This is a genomic window from Acinetobacter oleivorans DR1 (genome assembly GCF_000196795.1).
Taxonomy (GTDB): Bacteria; Pseudomonadota; Gammaproteobacteria; order Pseudomonadales; family Moraxellaceae; genus Acinetobacter; species Acinetobacter oleivorans.
The window spans coordinates 2,744,385-2,763,542 of sequence record NC_014259.1; the positions used below are offsets into that span (position 1 = coordinate 2,744,385).

Here is a 19,158-nt window from a genome sequence, read left to right on the forward strand (position 1 = left end):
TGACAGCAAAACATCTCCCCGACCACTTGAAGTCAAGTTGATTCATTTTTTCTTTTATAAGATCGACGGCATCTCAACACGAAACGTGTTTAAAAATTAAATTGAGGAGATGGGTTATGTCTGTAGAACAAAATGAATTTTTAAGCCAAGTTCAATTACAAATACTGGCAGAACAAGCAATTAAGCAGTATCCATCAGACTATCAAGGACAGGTCAAACTACTGTGTCAGTCTGAAAATGCAACCTATCAAGTTTCGACTGGATCTGCCCGCTATGCACTTCGAATTCACCGTCCGAACTATCACAGCAAACTCGATATACAAAGTGAGCTTGAATGGTTAGATGCTTTAAATGCGAGTGGAATCCAAGTTCCTGTTGCGATTGCAGATCAATCGGGTGAACGCGTCATTACCTTGAAACTATCGAATGATATTTATCGTTATGCAGTCCTTTTCAACTGGGTTGAGGGCGATATGCCGACGGTTGAAGTTGACCCCACTGCATTTGAGCAATTAGGACAAATTACCGCAAAGTTGCACGTACATAGTAAGACATGGCAAGCGCCTGAAAACTTTCAACGCATTGTATGGAACCATGAAACCATGGTCGGTGCAGATGGTCACTGGGGAAACTGGAAAAATGCACCTCATTTAAGACCACAAGATCACGGCGTAATTGAAGAAGCAATTGCACAGATTTCGAAAGATTTAAATTTCTTTGGCAAAACTCAGGAACGCTATGGTCTGATTCATGCCGATTTGCGTTTAACCAATTTATTACTACAACAAGAACGTATCGGTGTGATCGACTTTGATGACTGCGGAATGAGCTGGTTTATGCATGATCTCGCCGCTGCAATTAGCTTCAATGAACATTATGCAAATGCACCTCATTGGGTTGATTACTGGTTAAAAGGCTATGAGCGCGTAGGTCATATTCAGTCTGAAGAATATGAAATGATCCCGACTTTTATCATGCAACGCCGCATTCAAATGATGGCTTGGAATGGTTCTCACGCACAAACAGAAATGGCTCAAAGTCTTGGAGATCAATGGTCCAATGAAACTGTGCGTCTCTGTAAAAAATATTTAAACGGACAAATGCCTGTAGGAATTTGAAAAGTGATTTAGATCGCTTTTCCTCTTTTTCAATTTTTAGTTTTTAAATTTTATAGAATTTAAAGGAAGGGTTTATGCAAGCTACCCATCAACTGAGCAAAGTTGCCAAAGCACTATTACTCACCAGTAGTCTGGCAAGTATGATTGCTCTAAGCGCATGTAATTACAACCCTATACAAAATACATCTCCCGCGGTCGCTATTCCCAAAAAGGAATATATCCCAAAAGGTCAATGGGACGCTTTTAACTTTGACCAACTTAATCAATTAATTGCTACTTATGGAAAAGATAGCCCAAACTACAATCCTGACAAACGCCCGTATATTGTCACTGACTTTGACAATACCTCGGTATTTTTAGACATCGAAGAAGCAACTTTAATTTATCAGCTTGAACACTTAGCGTTTAATGTCACGCCAGAACAGCTTAATCAGATTATTCGCAAAGGAATTAGCTCGCAAAATTTTGAAGCGGCTTACAATAACCAGCAAGGCCAAGCCGTCAATATTGATAAAATTGCCCCAGATATTATTGCTAGCTACACATGGCTTTATCACCACTATAGCGGTCTAAAAGGTAAGCAAAGTCTGGATCAAATTAAACAAGATCCGCATTATCTCGATTTCATTACTAAAATGAGATATCTATATGCGGCGATTGGAGACACCTTTGATCATGAAGTTGCATATCCATGGGTCACTTATTTATTTACTGGGCTTACCGAACAAGAAGTCCGTAATTTAGTAAAAGCAACGGTGGCTTGGCAAATGCAGCAACCGATTGGACCTGTGACATGGACTTCCCCAGCAGCACTTTCGGGCCAAGCAGGCGTTGTGAAAACCACTTGGGAAAATGGTTTAAGACCATACCGAGAAATGCAAAATCTATTTAAGGCCTTTCAGGACAATGGCATTGATGTCTATGTCTGTTCGGCATCTTTTATTGATGTGATTAAGGAAATTATTTCCAATCCGGATATCGGCTACAACATTAATGAAAAAAATGCCTACGCGATGGAGTTAGAAAGAGATGCACAAAATCGAATTTTACCCGAGTTTCGTCATGGCTATGCGCAAACTCAAGGTAAAGGCAAAACTGCAACCATCCAGCGTTTTTTAGTTTCTAAATATGGTTACGGGCCAATTTTTATCGCAGGTGACAGTGAAGGCGATCAAAATATGATGCAAGATTTTGCGGCGACTCAGAAGGTACTGATTATCAACCGATTGCGCAGCCCAAGTTCTGATATCGGCAAGTTTTCTCAGCAGGCTGTACAGGGCTATGGTCAAACCAATCCTAAATTTTTACTACAGGGCCGCGATGCCAACACAGGTCAATTTAGACCCTCAATGGCTAGTTTAAGTTATGGTGCGCAAACGGCAAAAACTACAAAAAATTAATATTTCACTTATTTTCTCATGCCTACAATAGATGTTGTATGCATGAGAAGCCGCTTAATTTCTTGTTTTAGTTCTGCCCTGTTTGCCTATCTCTAATGCATTTTCTGCCTTCTTTTAGTTCGCTACCCAACCTTAAATACAACTCTTGATCTCTTCTTAAAGAATCAAGCCTGAAACTTAAAACAGCAACACATAAGTCATTATTTTATAAAAGTTTTTAACAAAACAAAATCAAGGACGTAAGCAAAAACTGGTATGGCTTTTGCTTAATATAAGAATAGTTAGGAATAAATATCATGAGACTTGACATGTTACATCTCAACCCAGCTCATCTTGTCGATTCAAATATGTGTAATCAAGGTGTATTGTCTGCAGCTGCCTCTGGATTAAGCGAGTTTATTCGTCAAAAAGGTGCAGATGTTGATCGCGTTTTAGGTATTAGTGGTATTAATCCTGAACTTTTAATCAGCCCAACTCTAAGCTTACAACTACCCAATTATTGCAAGGTGCTAGAACAAGCAGCGCTGGTTTCTGGTTGTGATAATTTTGGTCTGCATTATGGTCAACAGTTTCAACCCAAATCATTAGGGCTCATTGGGTACATTGGTCTTTGTTCAAATACATTAGAGTCTGCACTCATGAACATGACCAATAATTTTTATTTGCATCAGAAAGATACCCTCAATCGAATGGTCGATTTGGGAGATAGCTGGCGCATAGATTATCAAGTTCAACACGGCGCGATTTTAACTCGCCGCCAAGATGCAGAACTGACCATGGGCATGTTTATGAATGTGATTCGTGAAGTGATGGGCCCTCATTATTCACCTCGCGCGATTCACTTTGAGCATACTCGACCTGAATTCTGGCAAGAACATAGCAAATTATTTAACGCGCCTGTTTATTTTGATCAACCTTTTAACTCCATCATCATTTCAAAAAAAGACGTCCAGCATACTATGCCGGGGCGTGATTCTATTTTGTTAACAGTGATTCTAGATACATTGCACCTACTCAATCGCGCTTCACCAAGTCAATGTCTTGCAGATCAAGTTCGCTCTCACATACAACTTGAACTCAGTGAAGGTGAACCAAACCTTGAAAAAATCGCTCATGATATTGGTTTAACGAGTTGCACCCTTACCCGCCGTTTAAAAAATGAAGGACTCACCTTTACCCATTTGGTCGATCAGGTTCGTTGTGAATTGGCCGAACATTATATTAAGCAGAAAAATATTCCAATTTCAGAAATGGCATTCCTGCTAGGTTACTCAGAAGTAAGTGCTTTATCTCGTGCATTTAAACGCTGGTTTGGTGTTACACCACGTCAATTAAGACACTAAAACATCGCAAATACAGGCCTTGAATAAAGGCCTTTTTATTATTTAAGCAATTCGAGATATCTTCTACAGACACATAAGATAATTGAACAAAAAAATACCCCTCAAATTAGATTTAACATCCAACTTGAAGGGTATTTTTTATATTTAAAGTGACTTACTTTAATTTTGTTAAGGCTTGATCCAAAGCACCAACTAACCAATCGATATCTTTTGTTTGGAAAGCCAAAGGTGGGCGCAGTTTCAATACGTTGCCATAAGGACCTGCAACTGAGGTTAAAACTCGATGAGTATTTCTGAGCTCCTCAATAAGGTTCAAAGCCAACGCTTTATTCGGCTCTTTTGTGGCTCTATCTTTAACCAGTTCAAATCCTATAAATAGACCAGCGCCACGTACGTCGCCAACCATCTCATGTTTATCCATAAGTTTGGTGAGTTCTTTTAGAAGTAGCCCTCCCACATATTTGCTATGGGTTTGCAATTCTTCTTCCTGAATAACTTTAAGTACAGCCTGTGCCGCTGCCATAGAAACAGGATTACCGCCAAAGGTATTAAAATATGGAATTTTATCGCTAAAAGCAGCAAGGACTTCACTCTTGGCTAAAAGCCCTGACACAGGTACCCCGTTACCCATTGGTTTACCTGTGGTAATGATATCAGGCACAACATTGTGACGACCAAAGCCCCAGAAAGAATCGCCAGTGCGCGCGAAACCCGGTTGTACTTCATCAGCAATAAAGATACCGCCATTGGCATGCACAACATCAACCGCTTTTTGTAAGAACCCAACAGGATTAGGCATTACACCGTCAGAAGAGAATATTGAGTCCGCTAAAAAACCTGCAAACTTAATACCTTTTGCATTCATATCATCAATTTGTTGCTGGATCTGCTGCGCGAACCAAGTGCCTAAATCATCAGTTTGAATGCGATAATAATCAGGTGCTGGAACTAGACGAGTTGTCGCATCTAAAGGCTGCTCAGTTCCAAGCGCTGGAGAGCATCCTGAGGTTAAGCTACTGGTTCCATGATATGACTCTTGAGACACAATGATTCCTGTACCGCCGCTATATTCACGTGCAATACGAATCGCTAAATCATTCGCTTCCGAACCAGTACACATATACATGGCACGGTCAATTTCATCGGGAGTGGTTTGTAATAGTTCTTCGGTATAATCCAAAATGTTTTCATGTAAATAACGCGTATGCGTATTGAGCATTTTCATTTGCTCATTTACCGCTTCAATCACTGCAGGATGACAATGACCAATGCTGGCAACATTGTTGTAAACATCCAGATATTGATGACCTGCTGCATCCCATAAATATTGCCCCTGTCCTTTTACCAGATGCACGGGATTACGATAAAACAAGCGATAGGATTCACCTAAAATTTTATTTCTTTTATCGGTCAGTTTGCGGGTAGCATGGTCCAGCTCAGCAGCATGTTCTGGACGAAAGCTATTGGTATCCATAATGGTTGAACGCGTACCCATGAATGACTCCTCTATTTATATTCAGCATACTTTTGTGCGAGACGATGACTGACGTAGGCAACTCATACGCTGATTCGAAATATTTCAGTATTTGATTGAAGTTACGCAAACCATATTGCTTAAGTATCTTTAAAAAAACTTGACCTCAGACCACTTAAGCCACGATTTGAAGTCAACTCTCAAAGCCCATCCAATAGCTATTTTAGAATTAAGGTTTATGCCTTTCCCCAAATAAGCCGAAACGTCTAAAGAAAGACATTAGAAATCATATTCCAGTGGCTTTCTCTGTCGTCTGCCCCATCTGAGCTTAAAAGCTGAATAATTGCGCCCTCAGTCATATATAAAAATAGTTTTGCGTCCTGAAAAGTCGCATCGGTTTTGAGTTTTATAAGCTGGCTATAGATTTCATTGATTAGCCATGTACGGTATTTAATTGCGACTTGATAGGCTTTTGCATAAGTCAGTTTTATCTCAAAAATGGCTTTAAATAATAGGTAGTAAAGCCCCTCTAAGTCGGTGTGTAAAAGATAAAGCGCCTTGAGTTTATCTTTTACACTTGTGCCTCGGTCGTATTCAGCAATTGAAACCACTTTTTCTTTTAGACGTTCTTTTTGCACAATCAAGCAGATTTCAATAAACCGCTCTTTAGAATGAAAGTAGTTATAAAAAGTTGCTTTGGGAATTTGGCATTCTTTCACAATTCGGTCGACCCCAACCGTATGAAAGCCGTGATGGTGAAATAAATAAATCGACGTATTAATAACTTGTATGGCACGTGTTGGGAGAACTAACTTTGGCATGGTTTTACCGTTATAAATTATTGTTGTTTCTAAATGAGATACTTTTTTGGGAGAAAAAAAGGCATAGCAAAGCCGTAAAGACTGTGCGTAGCACATCTCGAGTTTGTTGTTGCTAAGTTTTAAATAAAAAAGACTTAAAGCCTGAAAACCTTAGGGCGTTCAAGCTGCTTTAATTTTTAAGCTGTGTCGTTATAGCTTTTGGCATCGAGAGCCAATAAATAATGGATGTGCAAAGCCAACTCCTTTTTATTGGGAGTTCTGCCAAACATTAAAATTATGGTGGCAGAACGAGCAAGGGTTAGCAGACTGATAGTAAGAATCAGCACACCCGAAGGTGTCCCTCACTCGTCCTACCGCAACGAGCGAGGGACGATTGATATACATGAGACTACTCCTCAGAAGGAATAATCTGATGCTCTTACTATGCGGTCTGCTAAAACCGACTGGCAATGTAGGCCAGCAGGCAAAGAATAGTGCTCTGTCCTATTGCAGTCAAGCACGTAAAATGCCATTTGTTTTAAATTAAATCATTAAAAAAGCAAGGCTAAATAATGAAGGAGTTATTGTTAAGTGGGAGGTTGTAGAGGAATAGAATTTATCTAAATATATTAGTTTTCAATAGGTAATTCCAAATATAAAAAAGTAAATAATGAAATGAAAATATCCTTATGAGATGCACAACAAGCATTCAATGGTCAATTAAATCATTCGAGAAAATGTTAAAGAATGGGTAAAAGAGAATGAATACACTGGAAACCCAAGTCTTAATTTTTGAACCTCGTATTAATGAAGATCTTCTTTATAAACAGCAATATACTTAAGAAATTTTGGATTAAAAATATTTTCTAATAAATACATTGAAGATGAAAACAGTATTAAAAAAACATCCATACTAGAATCAATAAAGTCTATTGGCAGAATTATTATTTTAAAATAATAATTTACTTAATTATTTCAACAAGCTTCCAACATCCTAGTATTTATAAATAATTAAAATGCTAGAAAATTACAATCCTTAACAATAGACAGATTATTCCTCTTTCATCAATATGCACTAACTAGAGGCACAGATTTGATTAAACCATTAGAATGTATCTCTATAGTTCATGTTTAATTATAATCTATACCTTTTTATTTAATTATTATTATATAAAAAAATAATTTTAAATTTAAAATTCAAGCAATTAATAATTTTTAATATTATCTGGTATGACTTTTGCTTTTTCATTAAGGCGGTACAACATAAAATTAATATATAAAGGAGACTAACCATGTCACTACATGTTAAGCCACTTACAAGCGAAGGAAAAATTCGAGTAGAAAATATTCTTCAGCAAGCAGCAAAAGATATTAAATTTCGTGAACTATTAACTGAGAATCCGAAGGAGGCATTAAAAAACTCAGGATTAACCGAGGAGGAAATTAGTGTTATTTCAACTATGCGACGTGTAGCACTAGAAGAATGGGGTATTGATGTACGTCCATTCCGCGGTTTCCTAAGAGATAACGGATTCAAAATAACGGAAATTATGAAATTAGAAGAAATTGCATAACATCATAATTAACCTAAAACTATACTTTGAAAGAGAACACTAAACTCTTTCAAAGTACAATTAAAATAAGGGGTTATAATTTGGCTACGAATATATATCTATTAGGATCAGGAATTTTAGGTTCTCTTCATCTTACAGAAGAAACAAAGCAGGCTCTTCAAATATCAAAACATATATTTGTTTTGAATCCTGACACTTCCTTAATTGAGGACTTTAAAGAAACATACTCCTCTGCTCAAGTACATGATATGGCTTATCTTTATAAAGATGAATTATATCGCCAAGATGTATACAAAAAAATTTCTGAACTTATTATAGCAACTGCTAAAGATAATGGGCCTGTATCATTTATAGTACATGGGCATCCTCTGTTTTTAGTTAGCGCATCTGAGTATACTCTTGATTTAGCTGAAGAAAACAATCTATCTGTAAAAATTTTACCAGGTATAAGCTCCTTCGACACATTAATGTGTGATCTTAAAATTGATTATGGATATGCTTTACAGTTTTTTGATAGTACGACATTAATAAATCACAATTGGAGTTTGAATACTGAAGTACCACTTCTAATATTTCAATTAAGTACTACTAACAATAAAGAAATTATGCTAGGAGAAATTAATGGTTCTGCATTAAGTCCTTTGAAAGAACATTTAATTAATTTTTACCCTGAAGAACATGAAGTTTATATTATACATTCTGCAACACAAATTTTAGAAATATCAGACATAAGGAAAATTAAGATTCAAGATATTACTAGTAAAGAAATTTTACTAAATAACAGACCTACTCTCTATATACCACCAATAGACAAAGGGTTATAAAATGCTTTTTAATAATTTTTATAGTGATAATGATTTAAAATTTTACTCCAAAACACTTCTTTCTAGAGGTTGGGTCATTTTGCCTAATTTCTTATCTAGCAATCTAGTTGCCAATTTAATTGAAGAAGCTATATTAATTAAAAAAGACTTAGAATTGGGTATTCAAACCAATTCTATAACAGATGAAGAAGGCAATTTTTTAGTGATTAATTCGCTATTTTCGAAGAGTGAGTTTCTTTTTGATTTATCTAGAGATAAAGAAATAATGAATGTCTCTGAGAAATTATTAAGTAAATCTGTAATTCCTATACATTGTGAATATTTCTGTAAACCTAAATTAGGTGCATATCCTACCCCTCCACATCAAGATCAAATTTTTTATCAAAGCCATTTTGATGATGAAATGGCTATAACATATTGGTGTCCATTAACTGATATTAATTTAGGCGATGGCGTACTAGAATATGCAAAAACAGATAATTTAATGGAGTTATTACCTCATATAGAATCTAATGCACGTGATTTTGGAATGGAGCTTAAAGATTCTTCAGAATATACCTTTGAACCAGTAATTCTAAGAAAAGGAGACTGCATAGTACATCATGCTTATGCTATTCACCGTAGTGGACAAAAGACTACTCTCCCAGCTCGTGAAGCCTTTGCATTTAACTATCGCTCATCTAGCTTTAGAGAAAATATGAAGGGGAAATGAAATGCCTGAAATATTATGGGCATTTGATTGCCTAGAATCAAAAGAAATGGGGGCCTACCCACCCAGTAAAATTAAACTTGCATATGCAAATAGATTACAAAAAAAAGAAGATGATTTACCACGTGCAGTTGACCTTGGTAGAGAAGTTCATCCTTATGACTGTATTCCTATAGCAATTATAGCTAATTATGGTTTTAGTGTTCGCTGCCCTGGAACTGTTATTTTAGAGAGAAATGAAACACCTTTAAAAGAAAGAATATTTTATGAAAGAAAATCTGCTTTTGGAAAAGCTTGTATTCAAGGAGATGAGTGGCCAAATAGTGATTCAGGTCTTATAGCTAGTTGGATATCCGGTTCTGAATACGTAAAAATCCAAACAGGTATTATAGTTTTTTTTCCTTTAGACTATTATCTTTATCAAGGACCAATTCCAAATGCATGTCTTACAAATAATCAGTTTGAAGTAATGGCAGGTATTGAACACGGCAATCAAACCCGACAAACTTACATAGACAATGATTTATACAATTATGCACATCTTAATATTATAGTTAGGCTCCCACCTCTTAATACAAAAATTACCATAGAAAAAGGTGAAGAAATTGCATGGTTTTTTCCTGTATTAAAAAGTACAAAATTGACACTTAACAAACTAGATATAACAAAAATAAAAAAGGACTTTTAATTTGTTAAAAAAAATCAGTTCTAATTCTGCATGGACCCTCAAGGCATTTAGAATTATTTGGTCCTCTCAATCTATTGCTGCCATAGGAATTGCTATTCATAATATAGCACTTCCTATCATAGCAATTCATTTATTACATGCGTCTGCAATAGAGGTCAGTTTAATATCTACTGCACGCTACTTACCTAATTTGCTATTTAGTATCAGTATAGGATCTTTTGTTGACCGCTCAGATAGAAAATTTATAGCAATATATGCTGAATTAACTAGATTCATTTTAGTTTTATCAATACCAATTTTATATACCTTTTATTTCATAAATATTCCATTTCTTATATTAATAGCTTTTTTAATTGGAATCGCTAGGATATTTTTTGAGTTATCTCTTTCTTCATTATTTCCAATAGTTATTCCTCCCGATAAACGCCTTTCCGCCAACGCAAATCTACAGGTCATTTCCTCTGTAGGTGAAATTAGTGGTCCAGGAGTAGCAGGCTTTATTATTAATATTATAGGTGCAACATCCTCATTATTAATTAATGCAGCAACTTTTTTCCTATCAGCTATATTTATAGCTAAGTTACCTATAGAAGCTAAAGATAGGAAAAGTAATATTTCCAGCCAAAAAGAATCTTTTTTTGATGGCTTTCATGAACTTTTATCAAGACCTGTTTTAATGGGTATAATACTCGTTGGTGCGATATCAAATTTTGCATTTATGGCTGTACAATCTGTATATTTCATAGTAACTCTAAAATTATTTGGATTTAATACATTAATAGCTTCCTCTTTATTAATTTTTAGTGGCATTGGATCATTAGTTGGAAATATTTCAGCTAGGTGGCTTCATATTTTTTTTAGTGTAAAGTTTCTGATGCTTTTCTCAATTATACTTATGATAATTGGATCTATAATTATGTCATTTGCAAGAGGTCCTATTTGGATAACATCTATATTAATTTCAATTGGATATTTCCTATGGGGACTTTGTCTTGGTTTGTTTAATATATATTCAGCTACTTATCGCCAAAAAGTAGTACCACCCGAAGCCATGGGTAAGTTAGTAGGCGCTGCTAGAACATTAATTTATGGAGCAATGCCATTAGGTTCATTATCTGGAGGATTAATAGTAGATTTTCTTGGATCAAGATATGTATTTTTATTTAATTGCTTAATTAACTTAATTTCTTTAGTAATTTTATTCTTTAGTTTACGAAAAGTAGATAAAATCTTACTTTAAATGAATTTTCATATACTCTATATTTTTACTTAACTATTTTTAATATAAAAAGAATTATATAAAATATATACTCTGCTTCTCGCAGAGTTTTTTTTTAATACAGCAAAAAGTTCTACTATTAAAAAACTTAAGGGCAAAGACTTTCATATAAAAAATAAACGAGTATTTATTTTTAATGGTTACGCATGGATTAGCTTGGTAAGCAATGTTAATCCAGAGTAAAAGTCCCATCCACTCTAACTAGCGGTATCTTACGGCGCAAGTCTGTAACACGTAGATGTAAATAAAGCGACTCTATTATTCAAACCGTCTGTTATCAACACTTCATAATGCGCGAATTTTTTACTACTACCGACTTTAGTTGCCGTTGCAAATAACACCCTATCTTTCGCACCGCTCATATAGCGAATATCAGCCTGTAGGCCCGTATATGGCGCATCCCCTGCGTTACAAGCCATCGCAAAAGCGATATCAGCTAAAGAAAATATGACACCACCATGCACACCGCCCAAGGCATTCATGTGTTCGTCTTTCACATTAAGCTGACAACGCGCTTCATCAAAACTGCGATGCAGCACTTGAACACCTAATAATTCTGCGAATTGATCAACTGCGGTAGTTTCCATTTTTTGCACAAACGTCTCCCTACTCGTGCGAGTATTTCCCTAAATGTTATGAATCTATGTGTATTGAAATCGACTTATGAATAGCCGTTAAACGCTATCTTGTTTAATCTGATAGTTTGAAGAACTAAAATCCTTATAGGTCAGGCGGTCATCCAATTCTGAGCTTAAAGGCTCAACTTCTTGCATTGAATTTAAGCAGCGCTGTGCAAGCTCAATGTATTCTTGCGTACCGCGAGTTTTCCACTTTTTTTCTTGTTCTGATAAATCACGTGCAACCTTGGCTGGACTACCCATTGCCAATACATTTGCCGGAATAATATCTTTGGTTTTGACTAGACTATTTGCACCAATAATAGTGTTTTCACCAATTTCGGCATAGTCCAAAATTACGCTGTTCATGCCGACCAAAACATTTTTGCCAATGCGGCAGCCATGTAAAGTTGTGCCATGCCCTATGTGCCCCATTTCCTCAACTAAAGTCACGCTTTGCGGAAAACCATGTATGGTGCAGTTATCTTGTACATTGGCATTTTGCTTAATATGGATACGACCAAAATCGGCACGCAATGAAGCAAATGGCCCTACATATGCGCCTGCTTCAATAATCACATCACCAATTAAAACAGCGGTTGGGTGTACAAAAGCATCTGGGCTAACGACTGGAATAACACCGTCAATACTATAACAAGGCATGATTTAACCTCTCATTTGTCGCCACCAAACCTCCGAAACGGCGCCAATAATGTGCTGTGGCATTTGGCATTGGTCCTTCTGCTGTTGCGGCAACAGACAAGAAGTATTCATCGGCAGGTTCAAATACTTTTTTATAAATATTCATTGATAAAGTTCGTGCACTAATCGCGGGCCAGTCAGTTGGCAACAACTCAAGCGGTAATGCAGGGTCTTTCAATAAAATCCGTCGATAATAATGAATCAGCAAAGTTCGAATTTGAAAGGCCTGAACAGGTTCGAGTTGTTCATTTTCCTGCATCAACAACACGCCAATTTCTCTAAAAATATCGAGAAACTGTAGGTATCTTTGGCGTAATTCATCGATGGGCCAGTTGGTTCTGAGCATACGACCAATGGTATCGACCGAATTATTAAAGAGCTGCAAGGTTTCGGCTTTAAACACCACCACTTGCTCACTCATATTTAAGTCAACCAACAAGCGTTGCAGTTCAATACGGTTACAACCCGGATAAGCCATTAAGTTTGTCGAAATATTGGCAAATCCTAACCATTCGAGTTCTTTTTTTAACAACGCTTTATTTTCAGTGTCGAGGCTAGACATCAGAATAAGATCCCAATAATGGTCCCACTCTTTCATCTGGTCGTTATAAATGCGTTGCTCGGCTTGTAAATAAGTCGAACGGCTTGAATCGGTAATACGATAAAAACTGGTTCTGCCGATTTTGTCTGAACATAACCAATCATTTTTAACTAAACGAAAGACAGAGGTTCTTACAGCTCGGTCATTAAAACCAAATAGCTCTAATAACTGAATCAGGCTTGCAAGACTAATGTTTCCACCCCGATGAAGTACTGAATCTCCAAAAATTGTCGAAATAAGCGAAGTTCCACTTAAGGTTTCATTCTTTACAACAGAATCAATTATTTGCTGTATTTTTGCACTCATACTCATGTCTTGGCGTTTAGTTTCAGGGTATAGATTCTATACCCTGAATGATCTTGATGTTAAGCAATCTGACGCATATCGATTACCCGCTTTGCCTTACCTTCCGAACGAGGTAAGGTCGCTTCTGTAACAACTTCTACAGTAACGCTAATCCCAATCATGGTTTTAATGCGTTTCATCAACTCCTGAGCAAGTTGATTGGCCTGTATAGTACAGTTATGACACATCTCTGTACGAATATGCAAAGTATCCATATGTCCTTTTTTAGTCACCAAAATTTCATAATTAGGAACTAAATGCGGAACTTGCAAAATTTGCTCTTCAATCTGAGTCGGGAAAACGTTCACACCGCGAATAATCAGCATGTCGTCGCTACGACCCACAATTTTATCCATTTTACGCATCGCTAGATTTTCTCCAGCGAGTAAGCGAGTCAAATCACGAGTACGGTAACGAATAATCGGTAAGCCTTCTTTGGTAATAGTCGTAAAGACTAGCTCGCCAAGTTCGCCATCTTTGCAGACTTCACCCGTTTCAGGGTTAATAATTTCTGGGTAGAAATGATCTTCCCAAATGGTTAATCCCTCGCCCTCACCTAGACATTGCATCGCAACGCCCGGCCCCATCACCTCAGACAAACCATAAATATCGAGTGCTTTAATATTTAAGCGCTCTTCAATTTCACGGCGCAGTTCATTGGTCCACGGCTCGGCACCAAAAATACCGACTTTTAAAGACGTATTACGTGCAGTACCAAATTGTTGCTCAAGCTTTTCAATAATGCTCACGCAATACGATGGCGTAACCATAATTGCAGTAGGTTTAAAGTCTTGAATGAGCTGAACTTGCTTTTCAGTTTGTCCGCCAGACATTGGAATCACGGTTGCACCTAAACGCTCAGCGCCATAATGCGCGCCTAGACCACCTGTAAATAGTCCATAGCCATAAGCAACTTGAATCATATCTTTGGCACTTAAACCTGCCATGCGTAAGCAACGCGCAACAATGTCCGACCAAGTATTAATATCTTTTTGGGTATAACCCACTACAGTCGGTTTACCCGTTGTACCCGATGATGCATGTAAACGCACAATTTGCTCTTGCGGTACGGCAAACATTCCAAACGGATAGTTGTCTCTTAAATCCTGTTTAGTGGTAAATGGAAACTTCGCCAAATCATCTAAAGTTACGAAGTCATCAGGATGCACACCTGCGTCATCGAACTTTTTCTTATAGACCGGACTATTTTCATATACAAAAGTCAGGGTTTGCTTTAACCGTTTAGTTTGCAGCGCTCTAAGCTCTGCAAGTGTTAATTGCTCAACATTATCCGTTGTAAGGCTGTCCATCGCCTATCTCCTCATTATGTAATTTTTAAAACCGTCTGAATTAATTTAAATTTTCCAAAATCAGTGCGACGCCTTGTCCCACACCCACACACATTGTGCAAAGTGCATATCGTCCACCTCGTTTTTTTAGCTCACGTGTTGCCGTAATGACTAAACGTGTACCGCTCATACCGAGTGGATGTCCTAATGCAATCGCACCACCGTTTGGATTAACGCGTTCATCGTCATCTTTTAGACCGAGTTCACGCATACAAGCCAAAGATTGGGCTGCGAATGCTTCATTCAGCTCAATCACATCCATCTGATCTAGCGTTAAACCTGTTTGCTTTAAAAGTTTCTGCACAGCCGGAACAGGACCTATACCCATATATTTGGGTTCAACCCCTGCACTTGCAATGCCAATTACTCGTGCTAAAGGTTTTAAACCATGTGTATCTGCAAATTCACGGTTGGTAATTAACACACACGCAGCACCGTCATTTACACCAGAGGCATTTCCAGCAGTCACCGAACCGCCTTCTTTCTTAAAAGGCGCTTTTAGTTTTGCGAGTGCTTCAAGTGTCGTTTCACGCGGATGTTCGTCTCGATTAACCACATTCACATTTTTCTTACGGTCTACGATCTCAACAGGCAAAATTTCGTCGTTAAAAAAACCGTTTTGTTGGGCAGCAGCCGTTTTTTGTTGGCTACGAAATGCAAACGCATCTTGGTCTTCACGACTAATTTGATATTTTTCAGCTACATTTTCGGCAGTTTCAGGCATGCTGTCGGTGCCGTATTGTGCTTTAAGCTGCTTATTTACAAAGCGCCAGCCAATGGTGGTGTCATAAATCTCAGGGGTTCGGCTAAACGCTTCGGTCGGTTTAGCTTGTACAAATGGCGCACGGCTCATTGACTCTACACCACCGGCCAACACGAACTGCGCTTCACCTGCTTTAATTGAGCGTGCTGCAAGTCCCACCGCATCTAAGCCAGAAGCACACAAACGATTGACTGTCATCGCTGGCACTGCATCAGGTAAGCCTGCCAAGAGTGTTGCCATACGTGCAACATTACGGTTGTCTTCACCTGCTTGGTTAGCACATCCTAAAAATACTTCGTCTACCGTATTCCACGGTAAGTTCGGGTGTTTATCTTTTAAATATTTGATGGGCAATGCAGCTAAATCATCTGCACGTACAGCACTTAAGGCACCTGCATATCGTCCAATTGGGGTACGAATAAAATCGCAAATTAAAACGTCTTCCATGTTGACTCCTGATTATGCAAATTCGGTCATATCACGTGAATATTGAGTAGCAATGTTTTGAGTTTTCGCTACATATTGCTTGAGGTAGATACTCGCGCGATATTTTTCCTCTCCATACAGTGCATATAAATTATTTAAAGTTTGGAGCACATAAGCACCACCCATTTGTGTCAACCACTGGTAAGGACCCTTAGGATAATTCACTCCATATTTCATGGCATTATCAATATCTTCCAGACTCGCAACACCATGTAAACTTGCTTCGCAGGCTTCATTAATGAGTAAAGCGATGGTGCGTAAGGTTAACAGTGCCGGATGATCTTTAATCCACATCACACTGATACCAAACTGCGCAAAGTAAGCTTCGACTTTAGCCAGATCACTTGCTTCACAAAGCTCGTTATGACTGAGTACTAAAGCTTCAGCGTGCTCAAAATCATGATGCCAATCCATTAAAACCACTTTACGGCTTAAGTAATGGATATTGGCTGACTCACCTTGGCTTAAACGTAAGTCGATATCATCAATTTGAAGAATATTGTCGTCGCTCGCAGATCCGCTTTTTAAACCTAAACGCGTTAAAAAAGCAGGTAGCTGAGACCAAGTCCCTTTGAGCTGAATATGGGCATCAACTGGTTTGGCAGTTACAGCTTGAGGCTGAAATGTCTCGTACTGATTTTTTTCGTTATAGGTATAAAAGCCTTGTTTTGACTTACGGCCCCAAGCACCCGCATCGACCAATTCTTTTTGAATCAGGCTTGGGCGATAGCGTGGCTCATAAAAGAACTCTTGGTAAACGCTTTGGGTCACCGAAAAGTTAACATCGTGTCCAATGAGGTCGGTAAGTTCACATGGCCCCATCGCAAAACCGCCGCATTGCTTTAAGGCATAGTCTAGCTGGTCGTAGCTGGTGACTTGCTCTTGCAGTGCTCTAAAGCCTTCTGCGTAAAACGGACGTGCAATTCGGTTAACAATAAACCCAGGAGTCGACTTGGTGAGTACTGGAATTTTTTTCCAGCCAAGCATCAAGTTTTTTAAAGCCAAACATAAGCTGTTTGGTGTTTTTAAGCCTTGTACAATTTCAACCAGTTTCATAACTGGCGCAGGGTTAAAAAAGTGTAATCCCACTACGCGCTCAGGGTGAGCAATGCCAGCCGAAATTGCAGTCACTGAAATTGAAGATGTATTACTTGCAAAAATGGTTTGCGAACTACAAATTTCAGCGAGCTGTTTAAATAAAGACTGTTTAACTTCTTTTTTCTCAACAACTGCCTCAATAACCAAGTCGGCATCACGTAACGCTTCAATTTGATTGACCACAGTTAAACGTGCCAAAGCTTCATCAGCTTGCTGTTGTGTGAGCTTGCTCTTTTCAACCAGCTTTTTAAATGTCTGCCCTAAACCTTGAACGGCTTGTTGCGCTTTTTGAGCATCCAGATCATATAAAACAGTCGAGTGCCCATTGACGATGGCTAACTGGGCAATGCCGATGCCCATGGTGCCAGAACCAATAACGGCAATTCGGGCACGAGATAAGTCTAATTCTGTCATGCTTAGCGCCCTTTAAAATTTGGTTCACGTTTATTCATAAAGGCTTGTACACCTTCACGATAATCTTCTGAACGACCCGCAATACGTTGTAAGTCACGCTCTAACAGCATTTGCTCATCAAAGGTGTTATTACTTGATTGATGAATGGCTTTTTTAATGAGAGATAGACCAAATGTAGGCTGTTTCGCTAAACGCTCTGCGAGTTCAGTAACTTTTGCTTTAAGCTCAGCGTCTTCAACGACATCCCAAATCATGCCCCACTCTTTTGCGGTTTCTGCTGGTAGCTTGTCACCTAATAAGGTCAAACCCATCGCACGCGCATGGCCTACCGCACGTGGTAAAAACCATGTGCCCGCCGAGTCTGGAACCAAACCTAAGCGGCAAAAGGCTTGTACAAAGTTTGCCGATTTTGCTGCAATCACCAAATCACATGCCAGTGCAATATTTGCCCCTGCACCTGCTGCCACACCATTTACGGCGCAAATCACAGGCTTTGGCATATTTACAATCGTTTTAATGAGCGGGTTATAGTAAGTTTCAATGGAATATCCTAAATCTGGAGCTTCAGCGTTTGGGTCTACTACACGGTCACCTAAATCTTGCCCTGCACAGAAGCCACGGCCTTCGCCACTAATCACCACACAGCGAACATCTGGATTTTTGGTCCACAGGTTTAAAACCTCAGCCACTTCACGATGCATATCAACGTTAAAGCTATTCAGTGCTTTTGGGCGGTTAAATGTCAGGTAGCCAACACCATTTTTTTCTTCAGCAATAATATTTTGATAGTCCATCACTCACCTCTAAACACTGGCTTTCTTTTCTCAAAGAAAGCATTAATCCCTTCGTTTCGATCTTTTGTAGCCGCCAGCCAGACAAAGTTTTGACGTTCAAACTTGAGTCCCTGACTTAAAGTCGTTTCATGAATACTTTTAATTGATTGTTTAATCACGCTAATCGCTAAAGGCGCTTGTTTGGCAATTTTGGCTGCAAGTTGAACCGCATATTCAACAGTTAATTCGGTCGGCACCACTTGGCTGCAAATGCCATGTTGCTCCGCCTGTTTTGCCGAAATCATCTCACCTGTCATGGCCCAGCGCATGGTGAGTTGTTGCCCAACCAAGCGTGCTAAACGCTGTGTTCCGCCTGCACCCGGCAACATGCCAAGGCCAATTTCAGGTAGAGCAAAACGGGCATTTTCACCGCAAACGACCATATCTGAATGCAAAACCAGCTCAAACCCAGCGCCTAAGGCATAGCCATTGACTGCGCTAATCAGTGGTTTACTAAACGCATCAATTTTTTGCCAAAGCTTCGGACGAATATCGAGTTGCAAAGTCACGGCGTCCATTGCAGCCAACTCGCTAAGATCTGCTCCAGCAGCAAAACATTGTGAGTTACCTGTTAAAACCACTGCTTTGACTTGAGCATTGTGCTCAGCTTCTTCGAGCAACTCGCATAAACATTGCAATGTTGCATTGTTTAAAGCATTTCTTTTTTCTGGACGGTTTAGGGTTAATAACAAGACACCGTCAGTTGCTGTACTGGCTTTGATTAACTCTTGCATGACAGCC

Annotated in this window: 18 protein-coding genes; 8 read left to right on the forward strand and 10 right to left on the reverse strand. The window is 38.5% G+C overall.

All coding sequences use genetic code 11. The features are described from left to right. Positions 1 to 116: 116 nt before the first annotated feature. From AOLE_RS12825 to qhpR, 3 genes are all read left to right on the forward strand, one after another. Complete coding sequence (locus AOLE_RS12825; protein WP_013198390.1) at positions 117 to 1,118, forward strand: phosphotransferase enzyme family protein; 1,002 nt, start codon at positions 117 to 119, stop codon at positions 1,116 to 1,118. A 74-nt stretch (positions 1,119 to 1,192) separates the two neighbouring features. Continuing rightward, on the forward strand, positions 1,193 to 2,518 hold the full coding sequence (locus AOLE_RS12830) for an HAD family hydrolase (protein ID WP_013198391.1): 1,326 nt from the start codon (positions 1,193 to 1,195) through the stop codon (positions 2,516 to 2,518). 308 nt (positions 2,519 to 2,826) lie between these two features. After that, a complete protein-coding gene (gene qhpR, locus AOLE_RS12835; protein ID WP_005802588.1) occupies positions 2,827 to 3,861 on the forward strand; it encodes an AraC-like transcriptional regulator QhpR in 1,035 nt (344 codons plus the stop codon). A gap of 154 nt (positions 3,862 to 4,015) precedes the next feature. Here qhpR and AOLE_RS12840 read toward each other — a convergent pair whose 3' ends face one another. Together AOLE_RS12840 and AOLE_RS12845 are read right to left on the reverse strand one after the other, a co-directional pair. Continuing rightward, positions 4,016 to 5,356 (reverse strand): aspartate aminotransferase family protein, encoded by a 1,341-nt coding sequence (locus AOLE_RS12840; RefSeq protein WP_013198393.1) that lies wholly within the window; start codon positions 5,354 to 5,356, stop codon positions 4,016 to 4,018. A 245-nt stretch (positions 5,357 to 5,601) separates the two neighbouring features. Next, the gene (locus AOLE_RS12845) at positions 5,602 to 6,156 is read right to left on the reverse strand and encodes a TetR/AcrR family transcriptional regulator (protein WP_013198394.1); all 555 of its coding nucleotides are present in this window, start codon (positions 6,154 to 6,156) and stop codon (positions 5,602 to 5,604) included. A gap of 1,271 nt (positions 6,157 to 7,427) precedes the next feature. Between AOLE_RS12845 and AOLE_RS12855 the strand changes: the two genes are divergently transcribed. From AOLE_RS12855 to AOLE_RS12875, 5 genes are all read left to right on the forward strand, one after another. Then, a complete protein-coding gene (locus tag AOLE_RS12855) occupies positions 7,428 to 7,709 on the forward strand; it encodes a hypothetical protein (RefSeq protein ID WP_013198395.1) in 282 nt (93 codons plus the stop codon). A gap of 80 nt (positions 7,710 to 7,789) precedes the next feature. Beyond that, positions 7,790 to 8,533 (forward strand): SAM-dependent methyltransferase, encoded by a 744-nt coding sequence (locus tag AOLE_RS12860; RefSeq protein ID WP_013198396.1) that lies wholly within the window; start codon positions 7,790 to 7,792, stop codon positions 8,531 to 8,533. 1 nt (position 8,534) lies between these two features. Further along, positions 8,535 to 9,245: a phytanoyl-CoA dioxygenase family protein gene (locus tag AOLE_RS12865; protein WP_013198397.1), complete on the forward strand. Its 711-nt coding sequence runs from the start codon at positions 8,535 to 8,537 to the stop codon at positions 9,243 to 9,245. Position 9,246: 1 nt separating this feature from the next. Next, a complete protein-coding gene (locus AOLE_RS12870; RefSeq protein ID WP_013198398.1) occupies positions 9,247 to 9,930 on the forward strand; it encodes a hypothetical protein in 684 nt (227 codons plus the stop codon). A 1-nt stretch (position 9,931) separates the two neighbouring features. Then, positions 9,932 to 11,170 (forward strand): MFS transporter, encoded by a 1,239-nt coding sequence (locus AOLE_RS12875; RefSeq protein ID WP_013198399.1) that lies wholly within the window; start codon positions 9,932 to 9,934, stop codon positions 11,168 to 11,170. A gap of 251 nt (positions 11,171 to 11,421) precedes the next feature. Here AOLE_RS12875 and AOLE_RS12880 read toward each other — a convergent pair whose 3' ends face one another. The 8 genes from AOLE_RS12880 to AOLE_RS12915 form a co-directional block, all read right to left on the reverse strand. Next, positions 11,422 to 11,805 (reverse strand): PaaI family thioesterase, encoded by a 384-nt coding sequence (locus AOLE_RS12880; RefSeq protein ID WP_002036046.1) that lies wholly within the window; start codon positions 11,803 to 11,805, stop codon positions 11,422 to 11,424. 78 nt (positions 11,806 to 11,883) lie between these two features. Next, positions 11,884 to 12,489 carry a carbonic anhydrase gene (locus AOLE_RS12885; RefSeq protein WP_013198400.1) on the reverse strand — a complete coding sequence of 202 codons (606 nt, stop codon included), beginning with the start codon at positions 12,487 to 12,489 and terminating at the stop codon, positions 11,884 to 11,886. Then, a complete protein-coding gene (gene paaX / locus AOLE_RS12890) occupies positions 12,476 to 13,441 on the reverse strand; it encodes a phenylacetic acid degradation operon negative regulatory protein PaaX (protein ID WP_000062822.1) in 966 nt (321 codons plus the stop codon). Before paaX ends, AOLE_RS12885 begins: the two co-directional genes overlap by 14 nt. 53 nt (positions 13,442 to 13,494) lie before the next feature. Next, positions 13,495 to 14,784, reverse strand: a complete 1,290-nt coding sequence (paaK, locus tag AOLE_RS12895) for a phenylacetate--CoA ligase PaaK (protein ID WP_013198401.1) — start codon at positions 14,782 to 14,784, stop codon at positions 13,495 to 13,497. 40 nt (positions 14,785 to 14,824) lie between these two features. Next, a complete protein-coding gene (gene pcaF / locus AOLE_RS12900; protein ID WP_013198402.1) occupies positions 14,825 to 16,033 on the reverse strand; it encodes a 3-oxoadipyl-CoA thiolase in 1,209 nt (402 codons plus the stop codon). Positions 16,034 to 16,045: 12 nt separating this feature from the next. Then, a complete protein-coding gene (locus tag AOLE_RS12905; RefSeq protein ID WP_013198403.1) occupies positions 16,046 to 17,584 on the reverse strand; it encodes a 3-hydroxyacyl-CoA dehydrogenase in 1,539 nt (512 codons plus the stop codon). Positions 17,585 to 17,586: 2 nt separating this feature from the next. Then, entirely contained in the window at positions 17,587 to 18,378 is a 792-nt protein-coding gene (gene paaG / locus AOLE_RS12910; protein ID WP_013198404.1) for a 2-(1,2-epoxy-1,2-dihydrophenyl)acetyl-CoA isomerase PaaG, read from the reverse strand. Then, positions 18,378 to 19,151: an enoyl-CoA hydratase-related protein gene (locus AOLE_RS12915; protein WP_013198405.1), complete on the reverse strand. Its 774-nt coding sequence runs from the start codon at positions 19,149 to 19,151 to the stop codon at positions 18,378 to 18,380. Before AOLE_RS12915 ends, paaG begins: the two co-directional genes overlap by 1 nt. Between the last annotated feature and the right edge of the window lie 7 nt (positions 19,152 to 19,158).